Origin of the sequence: Streptococcus mitis (genome assembly GCF_047464035.1) — a bacterium.
Classification (GTDB): domain Bacteria; phylum Bacillota; class Bacilli; order Lactobacillales; family Streptococcaceae; genus Streptococcus; species Streptococcus mitis_DX.
In genome coordinates this window covers 114,776-134,140 of sequence record NZ_JASHCQ010000002.1, presented here as the reverse complement: position 1 = coordinate 134,140, position 19,365 = coordinate 114,776, and the positions used below count along the sequence as shown (strand labels likewise).

Genomic DNA, 19,365 nt, shown 5'->3' with positions numbered 1-19,365 from the left:
CCAATCCTATATGAATGCGCTATCTTTGAGAATGCAATTAAAACAAAAGCAAAGCTGTTATAAAAACATGTGAATTATTTATTCATAAAAAACAAAAAACATACAAAGTGAATTTATCTGAAAATTCCTTAATTTCCCAAAATGCTTTTTTTTTTGCGAAAATTTCAATTCAAATCATTTGCATATATATATTAAAAATAAGTTACAATGTAAATTGTAGATTTCTGTATGCAGGTGTCATGTGGAAATCAAATCAATTAATCTCACAAAAGGAGAAAATAATGGAAAACAAACCATCTATGAGTCGTGTTGAACGTCTGCACCGTGAAAAGGTGACACGTTACTCTATTCGTAAATACAGCTTTGGTGCAGCTAGTGTGGCCGTTGCTGCTCTTTTCATGTTCTTAGGGAACGGAGCAGTATCAGCTGATATGACTGCTGTTCAACCGCAAGATACATCAGAGATTAAAGTTAAACCAACTGAAGAAAATACTGGCTCAGATAATGTTCAGGAGGATACTACAAAACAAGTAGACAATACAGTTGTAGCGGAAGCTCCTGCTAAATCAGAAGAAGTAGTTACTCCAACTTTGGATAAGACCCAACTTGAAAGCTACATTTCAGAAATTGAAACAAAACTTTCTAACGGTTCTTACGATAACAAAACTGAAGAAAGTGTTGCAGTATTAAAAGCTGACTTAGAGGCTGCAAAAGCTACATTATCGAATGCAACTACTCAAGCTGAAATCACAAAAGCTTACAATAAACTTGTAACTACAGCTAACACTAAATTAAAAAATAAACCAACAGAGAAAAAAGAAACTCCAGCAGTAGATACAACTGAAGGCAAAGAAACTGTAGGTAAGTCAGCTGAAAACACTGAGAAAAAACCTGACTCTAACTCAATCGAAAACACCGGTTCAAAAGACGAACGTAACGGTAAAGTATTAGATAAAGATAATGCGTTTAGAGCTGAGACAACTGCAACTCAGGGTACCTTTACTTATTCTATGGAATATTCTAATGGAAAAGAAATTTACCTTTATAATGAAGAAGACGCAGATGTCAATATTACAGTTAACTCAACAGCTGGAAATATCAAAAGAGCAACAGTTAAAGCTGGAAGTGGTCAGTTCGTACTAAAATCGAAAAGTGATCAAGCGATAGCTTATACAAAATACAAAAGAGGAACTATGCCTCCCGAAGAAGAAGTTGAAATAGACGGTTATGGATGGAGTTATCATCAAACACTAAGCGATACTCCAGGTCCAGTAAAAATTAAAATTACTGGTAAACCAAACGATACCTTTAAAGGGATTAAAGATTATACGAAAGCTGAAAACCAACGAGCAGTATTAGGAGCAAGATATTTAGAACTTGAAGATTCTGCTGGTAATAAACTACCTGGAGGTAGCAACTTAAATGCTCCTGGTGCGTTTAACTTAGTTGTTAAATCTCAAACATATAAATACGATATTCAACCAGTAACAGAGGAGAATAAAGTTCCTGTTGCAGATATTAATAACTTAACTCCAACTGATATTACTAAAATCAAAGAGAAAATCAAGATTCAATATTCTGATACTGCAACAACGCAAGATGCTCGACTAGCGTCTCACAAAGGGGAAGTCTTAGCAGATAGATCTTCAGTAGTGAAAGACGTCGCTGTTGCAGATGGAACAGTTACTGTTACCTATAATGACGACTCAGTAGATACTACTCCAGTTGCAAATGTAGCACGTGTAAACGCAGCTCCAACGGTAGAAATTCCATTCTCTGTAGAAGGTAAAAAAGATATTTATGTATATGCTAATGAAGATATCGATGTAGATCTTAAGTATAATGATGATTCAGGAAAAATTAAGTTTGCAACTATTAAACAGGGTGGAAATAAAGCATTATCACCAGTAGATAGTGCAGAACCAAATATCATTAATAATGAGTATAATACACAATTCACACAAATTAATGCTGAAACAGCTACACCTGCAATTGTAAAAATTACAGGGAAAATGACAAAAGAAACTCCAGGATTAACAGCATCTAAATTCCCAACTGATGAAAAAGGTGAGTATCGTATAGTAACTCGTTATGCTACAGCGACTGACCTTGATGATGCGATTATTGAGAATACAGCAGTTGGAAATTCATATGCAACTGACCCAGGGGCATTTACTCTTGTGTTAAAAGCACAAACAAGAAAATATGATGTAAAAGCACCTACCGAAGCTGACAAAGTAAGTGTTGAGAATCCTTCAGCTGTAACGGATAAAGAGTTTGAAAAAATTAAAGAAAAAGTAAAACTTGAGTATTCAACTACAAACCCAGATAAAAACTTATTAAGTAAACGTGGTCAATCTGTTGATAATCAAGAGACAAAAATTCAATCGATTACTAAAAATGCTAACAATGAATTAGTAGTAACATACACAGATGGATCTACAGATAAAAAACCATTATCAGAATTTGTAACTTTAGATAAGCAACCTGCTATCGATGCAGTAAACACAGCAGCAACTGAGAAAATTTCAGCAATTAACTCAACCCCAAATGCTACTGATGAAGAAAAAGCAGCAGCAGTTGCTAAAGTAAATGCTGATAAAGAAAAAGCATTGACAGCAATTAATGATGCAAATGTAACGACTAAAGAGGCATTGAATGAAGCTCAAAATAATGGGACTACAGCAATTGCAAGTCATAATCCTGTAGTTTCGAAAAAAGCAGATGCTAAAGCAGCAATCGAAGCAGCTCGTAAAGCTAAAGCAGATGCTATTAAAGCAAATCCAAACTTAACAGATGATGAAAAAACAGCAGCGATTGCTAAAGCTAATGATGCAGCAACAGCGGCAACAACTAAAATTGATAATGCAACGACTAACATAGCAGTAGAAGATGCACAAAACGAAGCGACAACAGCAATTGGAAAAGTAAATCCGGTAGCAAAAGCAGCGGCTAAGAAAGCAATCACTGATGAGTTAACAGCTAAAAATACTGAACTTGATAACCGTCAAGATTTAAGCCAAAAAGAAAAAGATGATGCTAAGGCAGAAGCTAAGAAATTAGCAGATTCTGAATTAGCAAAAATTAATGCTCAACCTGATAATGCTGATACACCAGAAGCAGCAGCAACAGCTCAAACAGCAGTAAATGATGCTAAAGATAAAGGTGTAGCAGACGTTAAAGCTGTAAATCCAGTAGCAAAAGAAGAAGCTAAGAAAGCAATTGCGAAAGAATTAGAAGATAAAAATTCTGAAATTGATAAACGTACAGACTTAACCGATGAAGAAAAAACAGCAGCAAAAGCTGAAGCTAAGAAACTAGCAGATTCTGAATTAGCAAAAATTAATGCTCAACCTGATAATGCTGATACACCAGAAAAAGCAGCAGAAGCTCAAAAAGCAGTAGATGCAGCAAAAGATAAAGGTGTAGCAGATGTTAAAGCTGTGAATCCAGAAGCAGCTAAGAAAACTGAAGCTAAAAAAGCAATCGATAAAGCGTTAGAAGCTAAAAACCAAGAAATCGATGATCGTACAGATTTAACTCCAGAAGAGAAAACTAAAGCTAAAGAAGTAGCAAAAGCGCAAGCAGACGTAGCTAAAGGTGCTGTTGATGCAGCAACTACAAATGCAGCAGTTGATAAAGCTAAAGCAGATGGAACTACAGCAGTTGCAAATGTAACTCCAGTAGCAAAAGCAGAAGCTAAGAAAGCAATTAATGATGCGTTAACAGCTAAAAATAAAGAAATAGATGCTCGTACAGACTTAACTGATGAAGAAAAAATAGCAGCTAAGAATGAAGCGAAAGATAAAGCTGATGCACAATTAGCGAAAATCAATGAGCAACCTGATGCAGCAACTACACCAACAGCAGCTAAAACAGCTCAAGATGCAGTAGATGCAGCTAAGAAAACAGGTGTAGATGAAGTTGCAGCTGTAAATCCAGAAGCCAAATCTAAACCAGCAGCCAAGAAAGCAATCGAAGATAAATTAGCAAAACAATTGGAAGCTATTGCTAACACTCCAGATGCTACAGATGATGAGAAGAAAGTTGTAGCAGATGCAGCCAAAGCTCTAGCAGATGAAGCTAAAGAAGAAATCGATAAAGCTGGAACAGATGCAGAAGTTAAGCAACTGCAAAAAGAAGCTGAAGGTGAAATTGAAAAATCTGTACCAGTTGTAGAAGATAAACCAAACGCTCGTAAAGCAATTGATGACGAAGCAACAGCTAAAAAAGCAGCAATCGATGCTCGTGACGATTTGACTCCTAAAGCTAAAGAAGATCTTAAAGCTCAAGTAGATAAGATTGCAGAACAAGCTAAGAAATCTGTTGATAAAGCTACAACAGCAGAAGCGGTTAACGGAATTGAAGAGTCAGATAAAGCGGCTATTAAAGCTGTAGGTGAAGTAAATATTCCGGCTGATAAAGTTCTTGTAAATGATCCAAGTGCTTTAACAGATGCTGAAAAAGCTAAGGTCTTAGAAGCTGTTAAGAAAGTAAATCCAGATGCTAAAGAAATTACTCAAGATGCAGATGGAAATATTACTGTTACAACTCCAGATGGTCACCAGGAAATAATCACTCCTGAACAAGTAGTGAAAACTGCTGATACAGCAAATGATCCAAAAGCAGGAAACGACGTAGTTAAACCAGCTGATAAAGTAGTCGTAAATGATCCAGCTAAGTTGACAGATGCTGAGAAGGAGAAAATTAAAGCAGCAGTTGAAGCTGTAAATCCAAATTCAATTGTAGTAGTTGATGACAAAGGAAATGCTAAAGTTTCAACTCCAGATGGTCAAACACAAGTGATTCCTGTAGAAGACTTAGTACGTACTGTTGAAGATACTAAGAAACCAAATGCAGGCAATGATATCGTTAAACCAGCGGACAAAACTGTAGTAGCTAACCCAGACAAACTTACAGATGCTGAGAAGAAAGCGATTGAAGATAAGGTTAAAGCAGTCAACCCAGGTTCAACTGTAGTAGTGGACGATAAAGGAAACGCGACAGTTACAACTCCGGAAGGTAAGACAGCGGTAATTCCAGCGTCAGACTTGACTAAGTCAGAAGCGGATGCAGCTAAACCAAACGCAGGCAATGATATTGTTAAACCAGCGGACAAAACTGTAGTAGCTAACCCAGATAAACTTACAGACGCTGAGAAGAAAGCGATCGAAGATAAGGTTAAAGCAGTAAATCCAGGTTCAACTGTAGTAGTGGACGATAAAGGCAATGCGACAGTTACAACTCCAGAAGGTAAGACAGCGGTAATTCCAGCGTCAGACTTGACTAAGTCAGCAGCAGACGCAGCTAAACCAAATGCAGGTAACGACATCGTTAAACCAGCAGATAAGACAGTAGTAGCAAATCCAGATGCGTTAACTCCAGAAGAGAAGAAAGCTATCGAAGATAAGGTTAAAGCAGTAAATCCAGGAGCGACTGTAGTCGTAGACGATAAAGGAAACGCGACAGTTACAACTCCAGAAGGTAAGACAGCAGTAATTCCAGCGTCAGACTTGACTAAGTCAGCAGCAGACGCAGCTAAACCAAACGCAGGTGATGACATCGTTAAACCAGCGGACAAAACTGTAGTTGCTAACCCAGACAAACTTACAGATGCTGAGAAGAAAGCCATCGAAGATAAGGTTAAAGCAGTCACCCCAGGTTCAACTGTAGTAGTGGACGATAAAGGAAACGCGACAGTTACAACTCCAGAAGGTAAGACAGCGGTAATTCCAGCGTCAGACTTGACTAAGTCAGAAGCGGATGTAGCTAAACCAAACGCAGGCAATGATATCGTTAAACCAGCGGACAAAACTGTAGTAGCTAACCCAGACAAACTTACAGATGCTGAGAAGAAAGCGATTGAAGATAAGGTTAAAGCCGTTAACCCAGATGCGACAGTAGTTGTAGATGACAAAGGAAACGCGACAGTTACAACTCCAGAAGGTAAGACAGCAGTAATTCCAGCTTCTGACTTAACAAAATCAGCAGCGGATGCAGCTAAACCAAACGCAGGCAATGATATCGTTAAACCAGCGGACAAAACTGTAGTAGCTAACCCAGACAAACTTACAGATGCTGAGAAGAAAGCGATCGAAGATAAAGTTAAAGCAGTCAACCCAGGTTCAACTGTAGTCGTAGACGATAAAGGAAACGCGACAGTTACAACACCAGCAGGTAAGACAGCGGTCATTCCAGCGACAGACTTAGTTAAATCACCAGAAGACGCAACTAAACCAAACGCAGGCAACGACATCGTTAAATCAGCGGACAAAACTGTAGTTGCTAACCCAGACAAACTTACAGACGCTGAGAAGAAAGCGATCGAAGATAAGGTTAAAGCAGTAAATCCAGGTTCAACTGTAGTAGTGGACGATAAAGGTAATGCCACAGTCACAACGCCAGAAGGTAAGACAGCGGTTATCCCAGCGTCAGACTTGACTAAGTCAGCAGCAGACGCAGCTAAACCAAATGCAGGTGATGACATCGTTAAACCAGCGGACAAAACTGTAGTTGCTAACCCAGACAAACTTACAGACTCTGAGAAGAAAGCCATTGAAGATAAGGTTAAAGCAGTCAACCCAGGTTCAACTGTAGTAGTGGACGATAAAGGCAATGCGACAGTTACAACTCCAGGAGGTAAGACAGCGGTTATCCCAGCGTCAGACTTGACTAAGTCAGCAGCAGACGCAGCTAAACCAAACGCAGGTGATGACATCGTTAAACCAGCGGATAAGACAGTAGTCGCAAATCCAGATGCTCTCACTCCAGAAGAGAAGAAAGCAATCGAAGATAAGGTTAAAGCAGTAAATCCAGGTTCAACTGTAGTCGTAGACGACAAAGGAAATGCTACAGTCACAACTCCAGAAGGTAAGACAGCCGTTATTCCAGCTACAGATTTGACTAAGTCAGCAGCAGATGCAGCTAAACCAAACGCAGGTAATGACATCGTTAAACCAGCGGATAAGACAGTAGTAGCGAATCCAGATGCTCTCACTCCAGAAGAGAAGAAAGCAATCGAAGATAAGGTTAAAGCAGTCAACCCAGGTTCAACTGTAGTAGTGGACGATAAAGGCAATGCGACAGTCACAACGCCAGAAGGTAAGACAGCGGTTATCCCATCAACAGACTTGACTAAGTCAGCAGCAGACGCAGCTAAACCAAATGCAGGTGATGACATCGTTAAACCAGCGGATAAGACAGTAGTCGCAAATCCAGATGCTCTCACTCCAGAAGAGAAGAAAGCAATCGAAGATAAGGTTAAAGCAGTAAATCCAGGTTCAACTGTAGTCGTAGACGACAAAGGAAATGCTACAGTCACAACTCCAGAAGGTAAGACAGCCGTTATTCCAGCTACAGATTTGACTAAGTCAGCAGCAGATGCAGCTAAACCAAACGCAGGCAACGACATCGTTAAACCAGCGGACAAAACTGTAGTAGCAAATCCAGATGCTCTCACTCCAGAAGAGAAGAAAGCAATCGAAGATAAGGTTAAAGCAGTAAATCCAGGTTCAACTGTAGTCGTAGACGACAAAGGAAATGCTACAGTCACAACTCCAGAAGGTAAGACAGCCGTTATTCCAGCTACAGATTTGACTAAGTCAGCAGCAGATGCAGCTAAACCAAACGCAGGTAATGACATCGTTAAACCAGCGGATAAGACAGTAGTAGCGAATCCAGATGCGTTAACTCCAGAAGAGAAGAAAGCGATCGAAGATAAGGTTAAAGCAGTAAATCCAGGTTCAACTGTAGTAGTGGACGATAAAGGAAACGCGACAGTCACAACGCCAGAAGGTAAGACAGCGGTTATCCCATCAACAGACTTGACTAAGTCAGCAGCAGACGCAGCTAAGCCAAATGCAGGTAACGATGTGGTTAAACCAGCAGATAAGACTGTGGTAGCGAACCCAGAAAAACTTACAGATGCTGAGAAGAAAGCCATCGAAGACAAGGTTAAAGCTGTAAATCCAGGTTCGACTGTAGTAGTAGACGATAAAGGCAATGCTACAGTTACAACTCCAGAAGGTAAGACAGCTGTAATTCCAGCGTCAGACTTGACTAAGTCAGCAGCAGATGCAGCTAAACCAAACGCAGGTAACGACATCGTTAAACCAGCGGATAAGACAGTAGTCGCAAATCCAGACAAACTTACAGACGCTGAGAAGAAAGCGATCGAAGATAAGGTTAAAGCAGTAAATCCAGGTTCAACTGTAGTAGTGGACGATAAAGGAAACGCGACAGTTACAACTCCAGCAGGTAAGACAGCAGTCATTCCAGCGTCAGACTTGACTAAGTCAGAAGCGGATGCAGCTAAACCAAATGCAGGTAACGATGTGAATACACCATCAGCTAAAACTGTAGTAGCTAACCCAGACAAACTTACAGATGCTGAGAAGAAAGCGATCGAAGATAAGGTTAAAGCAGTAAATCCAGGAGCGACTGTAGTAGTAGACGATAAGGGCAACGCAACAGTTACAACTCCGGAAGGTAAGACAGCGGTCATTCCAGCAACTGATTTAGTGAAAACACAAGATGATATCACTAAAGAAAATGCAGGTAATGATGTAAATACACCATCAGCTAAAACTGTAGTAGCTAACCCAGATAAACTTACAGACGCTGAGAAGAAAGCCATCGAAGATAAGGTTAAAGCAGTCAACCCAGGTTCAACTGTAGTAGTGGACGATAAGGGTAATGCAACAGTAGCTAAAGGTGATGGTACAGTTCTTAACATTCCAGCTTTAGACCTAGTCATTCCAGCAGATGATTTGGTAGATGCAGCTAAGAATACAGCTGTTAAAACTCCTGCTATTCGCACATTAGTAGCTGATAAGGAAAAATTAACAGATGCTGAAAAAGCAGCAGTTAAGAAAGCAATTGAAGCAGTAAATCCAGGAGCGACTGTAGTCGTAGACGATAAAGGTAACGCAACAGTAACATTAGATGGAAACACAGTGTCAATTGCAAAAGACCAATTAGTGAAAACAGCAAGTGATGTAACAGCTAAGAATAGCGGAGATAACATCAACCTTGACTTCGAAAAAGAAACAGTAGCGGACTTCAATAACTTAACGGATGCAGAAAAAGAAGCTGCAAAAGCTAAGATTAAAGGAGCAAATGCTGATGTGGTAGAAGTTATCTTCGACAAAGCAGGAAATGCAACTGTTGTAACTAAAGATGGTAAAGTTTTAGCAATTGCCGCTGAAGATATCTTTAAACAACGTCCTTCAGCTCCAAACAATGGTGGAAATGGAACTTCTGGCAACAACGGAACAACTAGCACAGATGTGAAAGTGGATAAAGCTAAGTTAGAAGGCGCTATTCGTCAATTAGATGAATTAATCATCAAAGAATCAGCTAAACTTGATGCAGAAACTGCAAAAGAAGCGAATGACTTGTTAGCAGACGCTAAGAAAGTATTTGCTAATGCAGACGCAAGTCAAGCAGAAGTAGATGCAATGGTTAAACGTATTGAAGACTTCATAGCGAAAGTTGCTCCATCAACTGATCATGCAACTCCAACTAACGACCAAGCTGCTCAAACACCAGCTGTAGCTCCAGCTACAACTCAAGCAGCAGCTAATGCTAGCCAAGAAGCAGCAACAAACGCGCGTAAAGCAGCTAAAGAGTTGCCGAATACAGGTACAGCAGATTCTACTGTAGCTATGGTAGCAGCTGCCGCAAGTGCATTACTTGGTCTTGGTCTTGCAGGCCGTCGTCGTAAAGAAGACGAAGAAGCTTAATTGGTAGATTGTTTGATAAACATCAGATGATAAATCCGATTTTCAAAGCTTAAACAAGTACCTCTCATAAGAAAATCTCCTAGCAGGAAAGCCTGCTAGGAGATTTTTGTATTTCAGGAAGTGGACGGATGACTTGGCAACCAGCTAAGGGTGAAGGTTAGCTGATCAGCTTTCAAGAGGTCTTGGTGTTGAATAGTTGATACTAGGTCTTTGTCCAGTCGGCATTCTTTTACAAAGTTAAAATGGCTGTGGTTTTGCTCAGTATGAATATCTAGCCATTTATTTTCTTTAGCTAGGTAAATACGGAGGTGGTCAAAGAGAGGGATTCCGAGATCATAGCTGGGCTTGCCTGGACAGGTTGGATAGAATCCGAGAGCTGACCAGATGTACCAAGCAGAGAGACTACCATTGTCTTCATCGCCAGGATAGGCTTGCCAGCTTGGATGAAAGGCTTTCTGACGGAGAGTCTTGATGAGAAGGGCAGTGTAGTCAGGGTAGTTGCTGTAACGGAAGAGATAAGGAATATGGAAGCCCGGTTGGTTGGAAATAGCGAGTTGTCCAAAAGGAGCAGTAGCCATTTCGCTCATTTCGTGAATCTCGTAACCATAGCCTGTCGTCTCAAAGAGGGGAACATCTTGACAGGTTTTCAAAAGATAGTTGCTGAAGGCTTCTTTTCCACCCATAAGTTGGATTAAATCTGGGATGTCCTGGAGAACGCCTAAAGTTGCTTGGATGGCAGAACATTCGGCATAATCACGTCCCCAACTATAAGGAGAAAAGTCAGGTCGGAAGTTTCCTTGACTATCACGCGCTCGCATGTAGCCCGTTTCAGCATCAAATAGATGGTGGTAATTTTGTGATGCGACCTTGTAGGTTTCAGCGATTTCTATTTTCCCTAGTTTCTCGGCACAGCGAGCGATACAAAAGTCACTATAGGTATAGTCTAGGGTATGGCTGACGCTTTCGTGGTGGTCGGTAGAGAGGTAGCCCAGCTCTTGGTATTGGGTTAGTCCGTGGCGGCCATTGATGCCGAGAGGGTCGAACTTGGTGGCTGTTTCAAGCATAGCTTGGAGGAGTTCTGCTTCCAAGTCGGGAGCCATATCCTTGCAGGAGCTATCTGCGATAATACCATCTAAAAGGGTACCAGGCATCATGCCACGTTCATCTGGAGCCAGCCACTTTGGAAGGAATCCAGTATCGCGGTAGCTATTGAGGAAGCCTTCTAAAAAGAGACGATAATGCTCTGGTATGACAAGGGCAAAGAGGGGGAAAGTGGTGCGGAAGGTATCCCAGAAACCATTGTTGCTAAAGAGTACACCGGGCTTGATAGTGCCAGTAGCCAGATCCATGTGGATGGCTTGCCCTGATTTATCAACCTCATAAAAAGTCTGGGGAAAGAGGAAGAGTCTGTAGAGGCAGTGGTCAAAAAAGGTTCGGTCAGCCTCTCCTGTCTCTATAACGTCAAAACGATGGAGTAGATTTTCCCAATCCGCTTGAGCATTTGCTTTACAGTTATCAAAATCTTCTTGAGGTAGATTGATTAGAGCTTGAGAAGGAGAGATGAAAGAAGTTGCTAGCTGAATCTCAGCATGGCTATCTGCTAAGTCAATTCGCCAGTCTTCGCCTTCTTGGCTGATAGCAAGAATATCCGTATTCATTTGCAAGGTAGTGAACATAGTTAGTGGATTTTTGTTGGTCTCAGTTTTCCCTTCTTGTCGTAGGGCAAGCGTTCGCTTATCTACTTGCTCTACGGTCAGTTCATCTCCTGCGTGAAGATAGAGGGAGAGGGCTTTGCCTTGCTTTTGTTCCAAACGAATAGAAGCACCGTAGCAAGTCGGTGTGAGCTGGCTTTCAATCTGATAGCGCAGGGAGAAAATCTTCAGATAATGAGGTTTGAAAGAGGTCTTATCTATGTCATAGGAAGACTGGCGGTGAAAGAGGCTGTCTCCACCCAGTTGACCTGTGACAGGTGTCAGAAGGATCCAAGAGTAGTCCCCAATCCAAGGACTTGGTTGGTGGGTTAGTCGAATCCCCTGAAAGATAGGCAGATGCGGATCGAAAAACCAAGAGCCCTCCTGGTCACTGGTCTGGGGTACAAAGTAATTCATCCCAAAAGGCACGCCTGTGTATGGCAGGGTATTTCCCCGAGAAAAGGCATGCTTGCTGGCAGTTCCAAAGCGGGTATCGATAGTTTCAAGTAGTGGTTTCATAGTCTTTCCTTTAGCTGTTTTTCTACATTATATCAGAAAGAGATAACCTTTAGAAAAGGAGTTTCAAAGATAACTATTTTGTAGAAAAATGACTATCATTTGTGTATGTATTTTCTGTCTCAAAAGCTATATACTGAAAATGAAACTTGTTTGAAAGAGGATACTGCACGATGATTTATTCAAAAGAAATTGTTAGAGAGTGGCTAGATGAAGTGGCAGAGCGGGCTAAGGACCATCCAGAGTGGGTGGATGTTTTCGAGCGTTGCTATACAGACACCTTGGACAATACGGTTGAAATCTTAGAAGATGGTTCAACCTTTGTACTCACTGGTGATATTCCTGCTATGTGGCTTCGAGATTCGACAGCCCAACTCAGACCCTACCTTCATGTGGCTAAAAGAGATGCCCTCCTGCGTCAGACTATTGCAGGTTTGGTCAAACGTCAGATGACCTTGGTACTCAAGGATCCTTATGCCAATTCCTTCAACATTGAGGAAAACTGGAAGGGTCACCACGAGACAGACCATACCGACCTTAATGGCTGGATTTGGGAACGCAAGTACGAGGTGGACTCGCTTTGCTATCCTTTGCAGTTGGCTTATCTCCTCTGGAAAGAGACTGACGAGACTAGTCAGTTTGATGAGACTTTTGTCGCAGCGACTAAGGAGATTCTCCATCTTTGGACGGTTGAACAAGACCATAACAACTCTCCTTATCGTTTTGTTCGAGATACGGACCGCAAGGAAGATACCTTGGTAAATGATGGCTTTGGACCTGATTTTGCAGTGACAGGTATGACTTGGTCAGCTTTTCGTCCGAGTGATGACTGCTGCCAGTATAGCTACTTGATTCCGTCAAATATGTTTGCTGTAGTAGTCTTGGGTTATGTGCAAGAGATCTTCGCAGCATTAAACCTAGCTGATAACGAGAGTATTATTGCTGATGCCAAGCGTCTTTGTGCTGAAATCCAAGAAGGAATTGAAAACTATGCCTACACTACTAACAGCAAGGGCGAAAAGATTTACGCCTTTGAAGTGGATGGTCTAGGAAATGCCAGCGTCATGGATGATCCAAATGTACCAAGTCTGTTGGCTGCACCTTATCTGGGCTACTGCGACATTGACGACGAAGTCTATCAAGCAACTCGTCGTACAATTTTGAGCCCTGAAAATCCATATTTCTACCAAGGAGAATACGCTAGTGGCCTCGGAAGTTCCCATACCTTCTATCGCTATATCTGGCCCATTGCCCTTTCTATCCAAGGTTTGACAACAAGAGATAAGGCAGAGAAGAAATTCTTGTTAGATCAGCTGGTTGCTTGCGATGGTGGTACAGGTGTCATGCACGAAAGCTTCCACGTGGATGATCCAACGCTCTACTCTCGTGAATGGTTCTCTTGGGCCAACATGATGTTTTGTGAGTTGGTCTTGGATTACTTGGATATCCGTTAATACTCTTCGAAAATCTCTTCAAACCACGTCAGCTTTATCTGCAACCTCAAAGCTGTGCTTTGAGCAACCTGCGGCTAGCTTCCTAGTTTGCTCTTTGATTTTCATTGAGTATAAGGAGCTCGCCTTCGCTTCACTGATTCTTGTCAGAATCACAAATTTACATTTAAAACGTTAACAATAAAAATTTAAATTTAGAATGAGGTTTTACTTCATGGAAAATGTTGTTGTACATATTATCTCACATAGTCACTGGGACCGTGAGTGGTACTTGCCTTTTGAAAGCCACCGTATGCAGTTGGTGGAATTGTTTGACAATCTCTTTGATCTTTTTGAAAATGACCCTGAGTTCAAGAGTTTCCATTTAGACGGGCAAACTATTGTCCTTGATGACTACTTGGAGATTCGTCCTGAAAATCGCGACAAAGTTCAACAGTACATCGACGAAGGAAAATTGAAAATTGGTCCCTTCTATATCTTGCAGGATGATTACTTGATTTCAAGTGAAGCCAATGTCCGCAATACCTTGATTGGTCAGCAGGAAGCTGCAAAGTGGGGCAAATCCACTCAGATTGGTTACTTCCCAGATACCTTTGGAAATATGGGACAAGCGCCTCAAATCCTTCAAAAATCAGGCATTCACGTGGCCGCTTTCGGTCGTGGTGTGAAGCCGATTGGATTTGACAACCAAGTCCTCGAAGATGAGCAGTTTACTTCCCAGTTTTCAGAAATGTACTGGCAGGGTGCGGACGGAAGTCGTGTCCTCGGGATTCTCTTTGCCAACTGGTACAGTAATGGGAATGAAATTCCAGTGGATAAAGACGAGGCTTTGACCTTCTGGAAACAAAAACTGGCAGACGTGCGTGACTACGCTTCTACCAACCAATGGTTGATGATGAACGGTTGTGACCACCAGCCTGTCCAGAAAAATCTGAGCGAAGCCATTCGTGTGGCAAATGAACTCTTCCCAGATGTAACCTTTGTTCATAGTTCTTTTGATGAATATGTTCAAGCCGTGGAAAGTGCCCTACCAGAGCAGTTATCAACGGTTACAGGTGAGCTGACCAGTCAGGAAACAGATGGCTGGTACACACTTGCCAACACTTCTTCATCCCGCATTTACCTCAAACAAGCCTTCCAAGAAAATAGCAACCTCCTAGAGCAAATTGTAGAACCACTGACTATTATAACTGGTGGCCACAACCACAAGGACCAGTTGACCTATGCTTGGAAAACTCTTTTGCAGAATGCGCCGCATGATAGCATCTGTGGCTGTAGCGTGGACGAGGTTCACCGAGAGATGGAAACTCGTTTTGCCAAGGTCCACCAAGTTGGAAACTTTGTTAAGAGCAATCTTCTTAACGAGTGGAAGGGCAAAATAGCTACAGCTAAGGCTCAAAGTGACTATCTCTTTACTGTCATTAACACAGGCCTGCATGATAAGGTCGATACTGTCAGCGCAGTGATTGATGTTGCGACTTGTGATTTCAAGGAATTGCACCCAACAGAAGGTTACAAGAAGATGGCTGCTCTTACCTTGCCAAGTTATCGTGTGGAGGACTTGGATGGTCGTCCTGTAGAGGCTAAAATCGAAGACCTTGGGGCTAATTTTGAGTATGATTTACCAAAAGATAAGTTCCGCCAAGCTCGTATTGCTCGTCAAGTGCGCGTGACCATCCCAGTTCACCTAGCGCCACTTTCTTGGACAACCTTCCAATTGCTGGAAGGAGAACAAGAACACCGCGACGGTATTTACCAAAACGGAGTGATTGATACGCCATTTGTAACGGTGAGTGTGGATGACAACATCACAGTCTATGATAAGACAACTCATGAAGCCTATGAAGATTTTATTCGCTTCGAAGATCGTGGTGACATCGGAAACGAGTATATCTATTTCCAACCAAAAGGAACAGAGCCAATCTATGCAGAGCTTAAGGGCTACGAGGTCTTGGAAAACACAGCTCGCTACGCTAAGATTTTGCTCAAACATGAATTGACTGTGCCTGTCAGTGCAGATGAAAAGCTAGAAGAAGAGCAAAAAGGCATCATCGAGTTTATGAAGCGTGAAGCTGGACGTTCAGAAGAATTGACAAGCATTCCTCTTGAAACTGAGATGACTATCTTCGTTGATAATCCACAAATCCGCTTTAAAACTCGCTTTACCAACACTGCCAAAGACCACCGTATCCGTCTCTTGGTCAAGACTCACAACACGCGTCCAAGCAATGATTCTGAAAGCATTTATGAGGTGGTGACACGACCAAACAAACCAGCTGCTTCATGGGAAAATCCTGAAAATCCTCAACACCAACAAGCCTTTGTTAGTCTGTATGACGATGAAAAAGGGGTGACTGTATCCAACAAGGGATTGAATGAATACGAAATCCTTGGAGACGACACCATTGCAGTGACTATTTTGCGTGCATCAGGTGAGCTAGGTGACTGGGGTTACTTCCCAACACCAGAAGCACAATGCTTGCGTGAGTTTGAAGTCGAGTTTGCGTTTGAATGCCACCAAGCCCAAGAACGCTTTTCAGCCTATCGTCGTGCTAAAGCCTTGCAGACACCATTTACCAGCCTTCAGCTTGCTAAACAAGAAGGAAGCGTGGCTGCGACTGGTAGCCTCCTGAACCATTCTGTTCTCAGCATACCGCAAATCTGTCCAACAGCCTTTAAGGTAGCTGAAAATGAAGAAGGCTATGTTCTTCGTTACTACAATATGTGTAGTGAAAATGTACGTGTACCGGAAAGTCAACATCTCTTCCTTGACCTACTTGAACGACCATACCCAGTTCATAGAGGCCTCATTTCACCACAAGAGATTCGTACAGAATTCATCAAAAAAGAAGAAATTTAATTTCAAAAAGTAAACATAAAAAGAAAGGAGGGGCGAAAAGGTAAGAACTAACTACTGATTCGCCCCTTTTTATGGTAAAAACAATGACCATTGCAACGATTGATATCGGAGGGACTGGGATTAAGTTTGCCAGTCTGACTCCTGATGGGAAAATACTAGATAAGACAAGTATCCCAACACCAGAAAACTTGGAGGATTTACTAGCTTGGTTAGACCAGCGCTTGTCAGAGCAGGATTATAGCGGGATTGCTATGAGCGTTCCAGGCGCGGTCAATCAAGAGACAGGTGTGATTGATGGCTTCAGTGCGGTGCCCTACATTCACGGATTTTCTTGGTATGAGGCGCTTAGCTCTTATCAGATTCCTGTCCATCTGGAAAATGATGCTAACTGCGTTGGACTCAGTGAATTACTGGCTCATCCAGAACTTGAAAATGCAGCTTGTGTCGTGATTGGGACAGGGATTGGCGGAGCCATGATTATCAATGGTAGACTTCATAGAGGTCGCCACGGTCTGGGTGGGGAATTTGGCTACATGACCACCCTTGCCCCTGCTGAAAAGCTCAATAACTGGTCGCAACTAGCGTCAACTGGAAATATGGTGCGATATGTGATTGAAAAATCTGGTCAGACTGACTGGGACGGTCGCAAGATTTACCAAGAGGCTACAGCTGGGAATGCTCTTTGCCAAGAAGCTATTGAGCGCATGAACCGCAATCTGGCGCAAGGTTTGCTTAATATCCAGTATCTGATTGATCCAGATGTCATTAGTCTGGGTGGCTCTATCAGTCAAAATCCAGATTTCATACAAGGTGTTAAGAAGGCTGTTGATAACTTTGTCGAAACCTACGAAGAATACACGATCGCACCTGTCATCCAAGCCTGTACCTATCATGCAGATTCCAATCTCTACGGTGCCCTTGTCAACTGGCTACAGGAGGAAAATCAATGGTAAGATTTACAGGACTTAGTTCCAAACAAACTCAGGCAATCGACTTGCTGACAAAGCACATTTCGCTACCAGATGTAGAGGTAGCTGTCGCTCAGTCTGACCAAGCCTCGATTTCTATCAAGGGTGAGGGTGGTCACTATCAATTGACCTACCGCAAACCCCACCAACTTTATCGTGCCTTGTCCCTGTTGGCAACAGTTCTAGCAGAAGGTGACAAAGTAGAGATTGAAGAACAAGCAGCTTATGAAGAGTTGGCTTATATGGCAGACTGTTCTCGAAATGCAGTGTTGAATGTGGCTTCTGCCAAGCAGATGATTGAGGTCTTGGCTCTCATGGGCTATTCAACCTTTGAACTTTACATGGAAGACACCTACCAGATTGAGGGGCAGCCTTACTTTGGCTATTTCCGTGGAGCTTACTCGGCTGAGGAGTTGCAGGAAATCGAAGCCTACGCCCAGCAGTTTGATATGACCTTTGTGCCATGTATCCAGACCTTGGCCCACTTGTCTGCCTTCGTCAAATGGGGTGTCAAGGAAGTGCAAGAACTCCGTGATGTAGAGGACATTCTCCTTATTGGCGAAGAAAAGGTTTATAACCTGATTGATGGCATGTTTGCTACCCTATCTAAACTGAAGACTCGCAAGGTCAATATTGGGATGGACGAAGCCCACTTGGTTGGTTTGGGACGCTACTTGATTCTCAACGGTGTTGTGGATCGTAGTCTCCTCATGTGCCAACATTTGGAGCGCGTGCTGGATATTGCTGACAAATACGGTTTCCACTGCCAAATGTGGAGTGATATGTTCTTCAAACTTATGTCAGCAGATGGCCAGTACGACCGTGATGTGGAAATTCCAGAAGAAACTCGTGTCTACCTAGACCGTCTCAAAGACCGAGTAACTTTGGTTTACTGGGACTATTATCAGGATAGCGAGGAAAAATACAATCGCAACTTCCGTAATCACCACAAGATTAGCCAAGATATTGCCTTTGCAGGAGGTGCTTGGAAGTGGATTGGTTTCACACCCAACAACCATTTCAGCCGTCTCATCGCTCTTGAAGCCAATAAAGCCTGTCGTGCGAATGACATCAAAGAAGTCATCGTAACTGGTTGGGGAGACAATGGTGGTGAAACTGCTCAGTTTTCTATCCTACCAAGCTTGCAAATCTGGGCAGAACTCTGCTACCGCAATGACTTAGACCGTTTGTCTGCACACTTCAAAACCAATACAGGTCTATCGGTTGAGGACTTTATGCAGATTGACCTTGCCAACCTTTTACCAGACCTACCAGACAATCTCAGTGGCATCAATCCCAACCGCTATGTCTTTTATCAGGATGTTCTCTGTCCGATACTTGACCAGCACATGACACCTGAACAAGACAAACCGCACTTCGCTCAGGCTGCTGAGACGCTTGCTAACATTAAAGAAAAAGCTGGCAACTATGCCTATCTCTTTGAAACTCAGGCCCAGTTGAATGCCATTTTAAGTAGCAAAGTCGATGTGGGACGACGCATTCGTCAGGCTTATCAAGCGGATGATAAAGAAAGCCTGCAAGAAATTGCCAGACAAGAATTACCAGAACTCAGAAGCCAAATTGAAGACTTCCATGCCCTCTTTAGCCATCAATGGTTGAAGGAAAACAAGGTCTTTGGCTTGGATACGGTTGACATCCGTATGGGCGGACTCTTGCAACGCATCAAGCGAGCAGAAAGCCGTATCGAGGCTTATCTGGCTGGTCAACTGGACCGTATCGATGAGCTAGAAGTGGAAATCTTACCATTTACTGACTTTTACGCAGATAAGGACTTCGTAGCCACAACAGCCAACCAGTGGCATACCATTGCGACAGCTTCGACGATTTATACAACTTAATACTCTTCGAAAATCTCTTTAAACTACGTCAGCTTCCGTCTACAACCTCAAAACAGTGTTTTGAGCAACCTGCGGCTAGCTTCCTAGTTTGCTCTTTGATTTTCATTGAGTATAAAAACAAGAACACCTTGCCTTGGGCAGAGTGTTTCCCGTGAAACATCCCTTTCTTAAAAAAGTACTCCACATAAAATAATTTGTGGAGTTTTTTCTATAATTAGTAGTTTAACCTAACCTTCAAATAGGAGTATACTAATAATGTAATCGTTATCAAAAGTCT

At 42.3% G+C, this 19,365-nt stretch carries 6 protein-coding genes; 5 read left to right on the top strand and 1 reads right to left on the bottom strand.

Translation table 11 applies throughout. The features are described from left to right. The first annotated feature begins 281 nt into the window (after window positions 1-281). Window positions 282-9,743, top strand: a complete 9,462-nt coding sequence (locus tag QM818_RS01505) for a MiiA motif-containing surface protein (protein WP_414299826.1) — start codon at window positions 282-284, stop codon at window positions 9,741-9,743. 113 nt (window positions 9,744-9,856) lie between these two features. Here QM818_RS01505 and QM818_RS01500 read toward each other — a convergent pair whose 3' ends face one another. Beyond that, window positions 9,857-11,953: a GH92 family glycosyl hydrolase gene (locus QM818_RS01500; protein ID WP_414299825.1), complete on the bottom strand. Its 2,097-nt coding sequence runs from the start codon at window positions 11,951-11,953 to the stop codon at window positions 9,857-9,859. 170 nt (window positions 11,954-12,123) lie between these two features. On the opposite strand from QM818_RS01500, the gene QM818_RS01495 reads away from it, so the two are divergent. The 4 genes from QM818_RS01495 to QM818_RS01480 all read left to right on the top strand — a co-directional run bounded on the left by QM818_RS01495 (window position 12,124) and on the right by QM818_RS01480 (window position 19,088). Next, window positions 12,124-13,404, top strand: a complete 1,281-nt coding sequence (locus QM818_RS01495; RefSeq protein ID WP_261081268.1) for a glycoside hydrolase family 125 protein — start codon at window positions 12,124-12,126, stop codon at window positions 13,402-13,404. Window positions 13,405-13,615: 211 nt separating this feature from the next. Then, a complete protein-coding gene (locus QM818_RS01490) occupies window positions 13,616-16,261 on the top strand; it encodes an alpha-mannosidase (protein WP_414299824.1) in 2,646 nt (881 codons plus the stop codon). 83 nt (window positions 16,262-16,344) lie between these two features. Continuing rightward, the gene (locus tag QM818_RS01485; RefSeq protein WP_414299832.1) at window positions 16,345-17,214 is read left to right on the top strand and encodes an ROK family protein; all 870 of its coding nucleotides are present in this window, start codon (window positions 16,345-16,347) and stop codon (window positions 17,212-17,214) included. Then, window positions 17,208-19,088 (top strand): beta-N-acetylhexosaminidase, encoded by a 1,881-nt coding sequence (locus QM818_RS01480; protein ID WP_414299823.1) that lies wholly within the window; start codon window positions 17,208-17,210, stop codon window positions 19,086-19,088. Before QM818_RS01485 ends, QM818_RS01480 begins: the two co-directional genes overlap by 7 nt. Window positions 19,089-19,365: the final 277 nt, after the last annotated feature.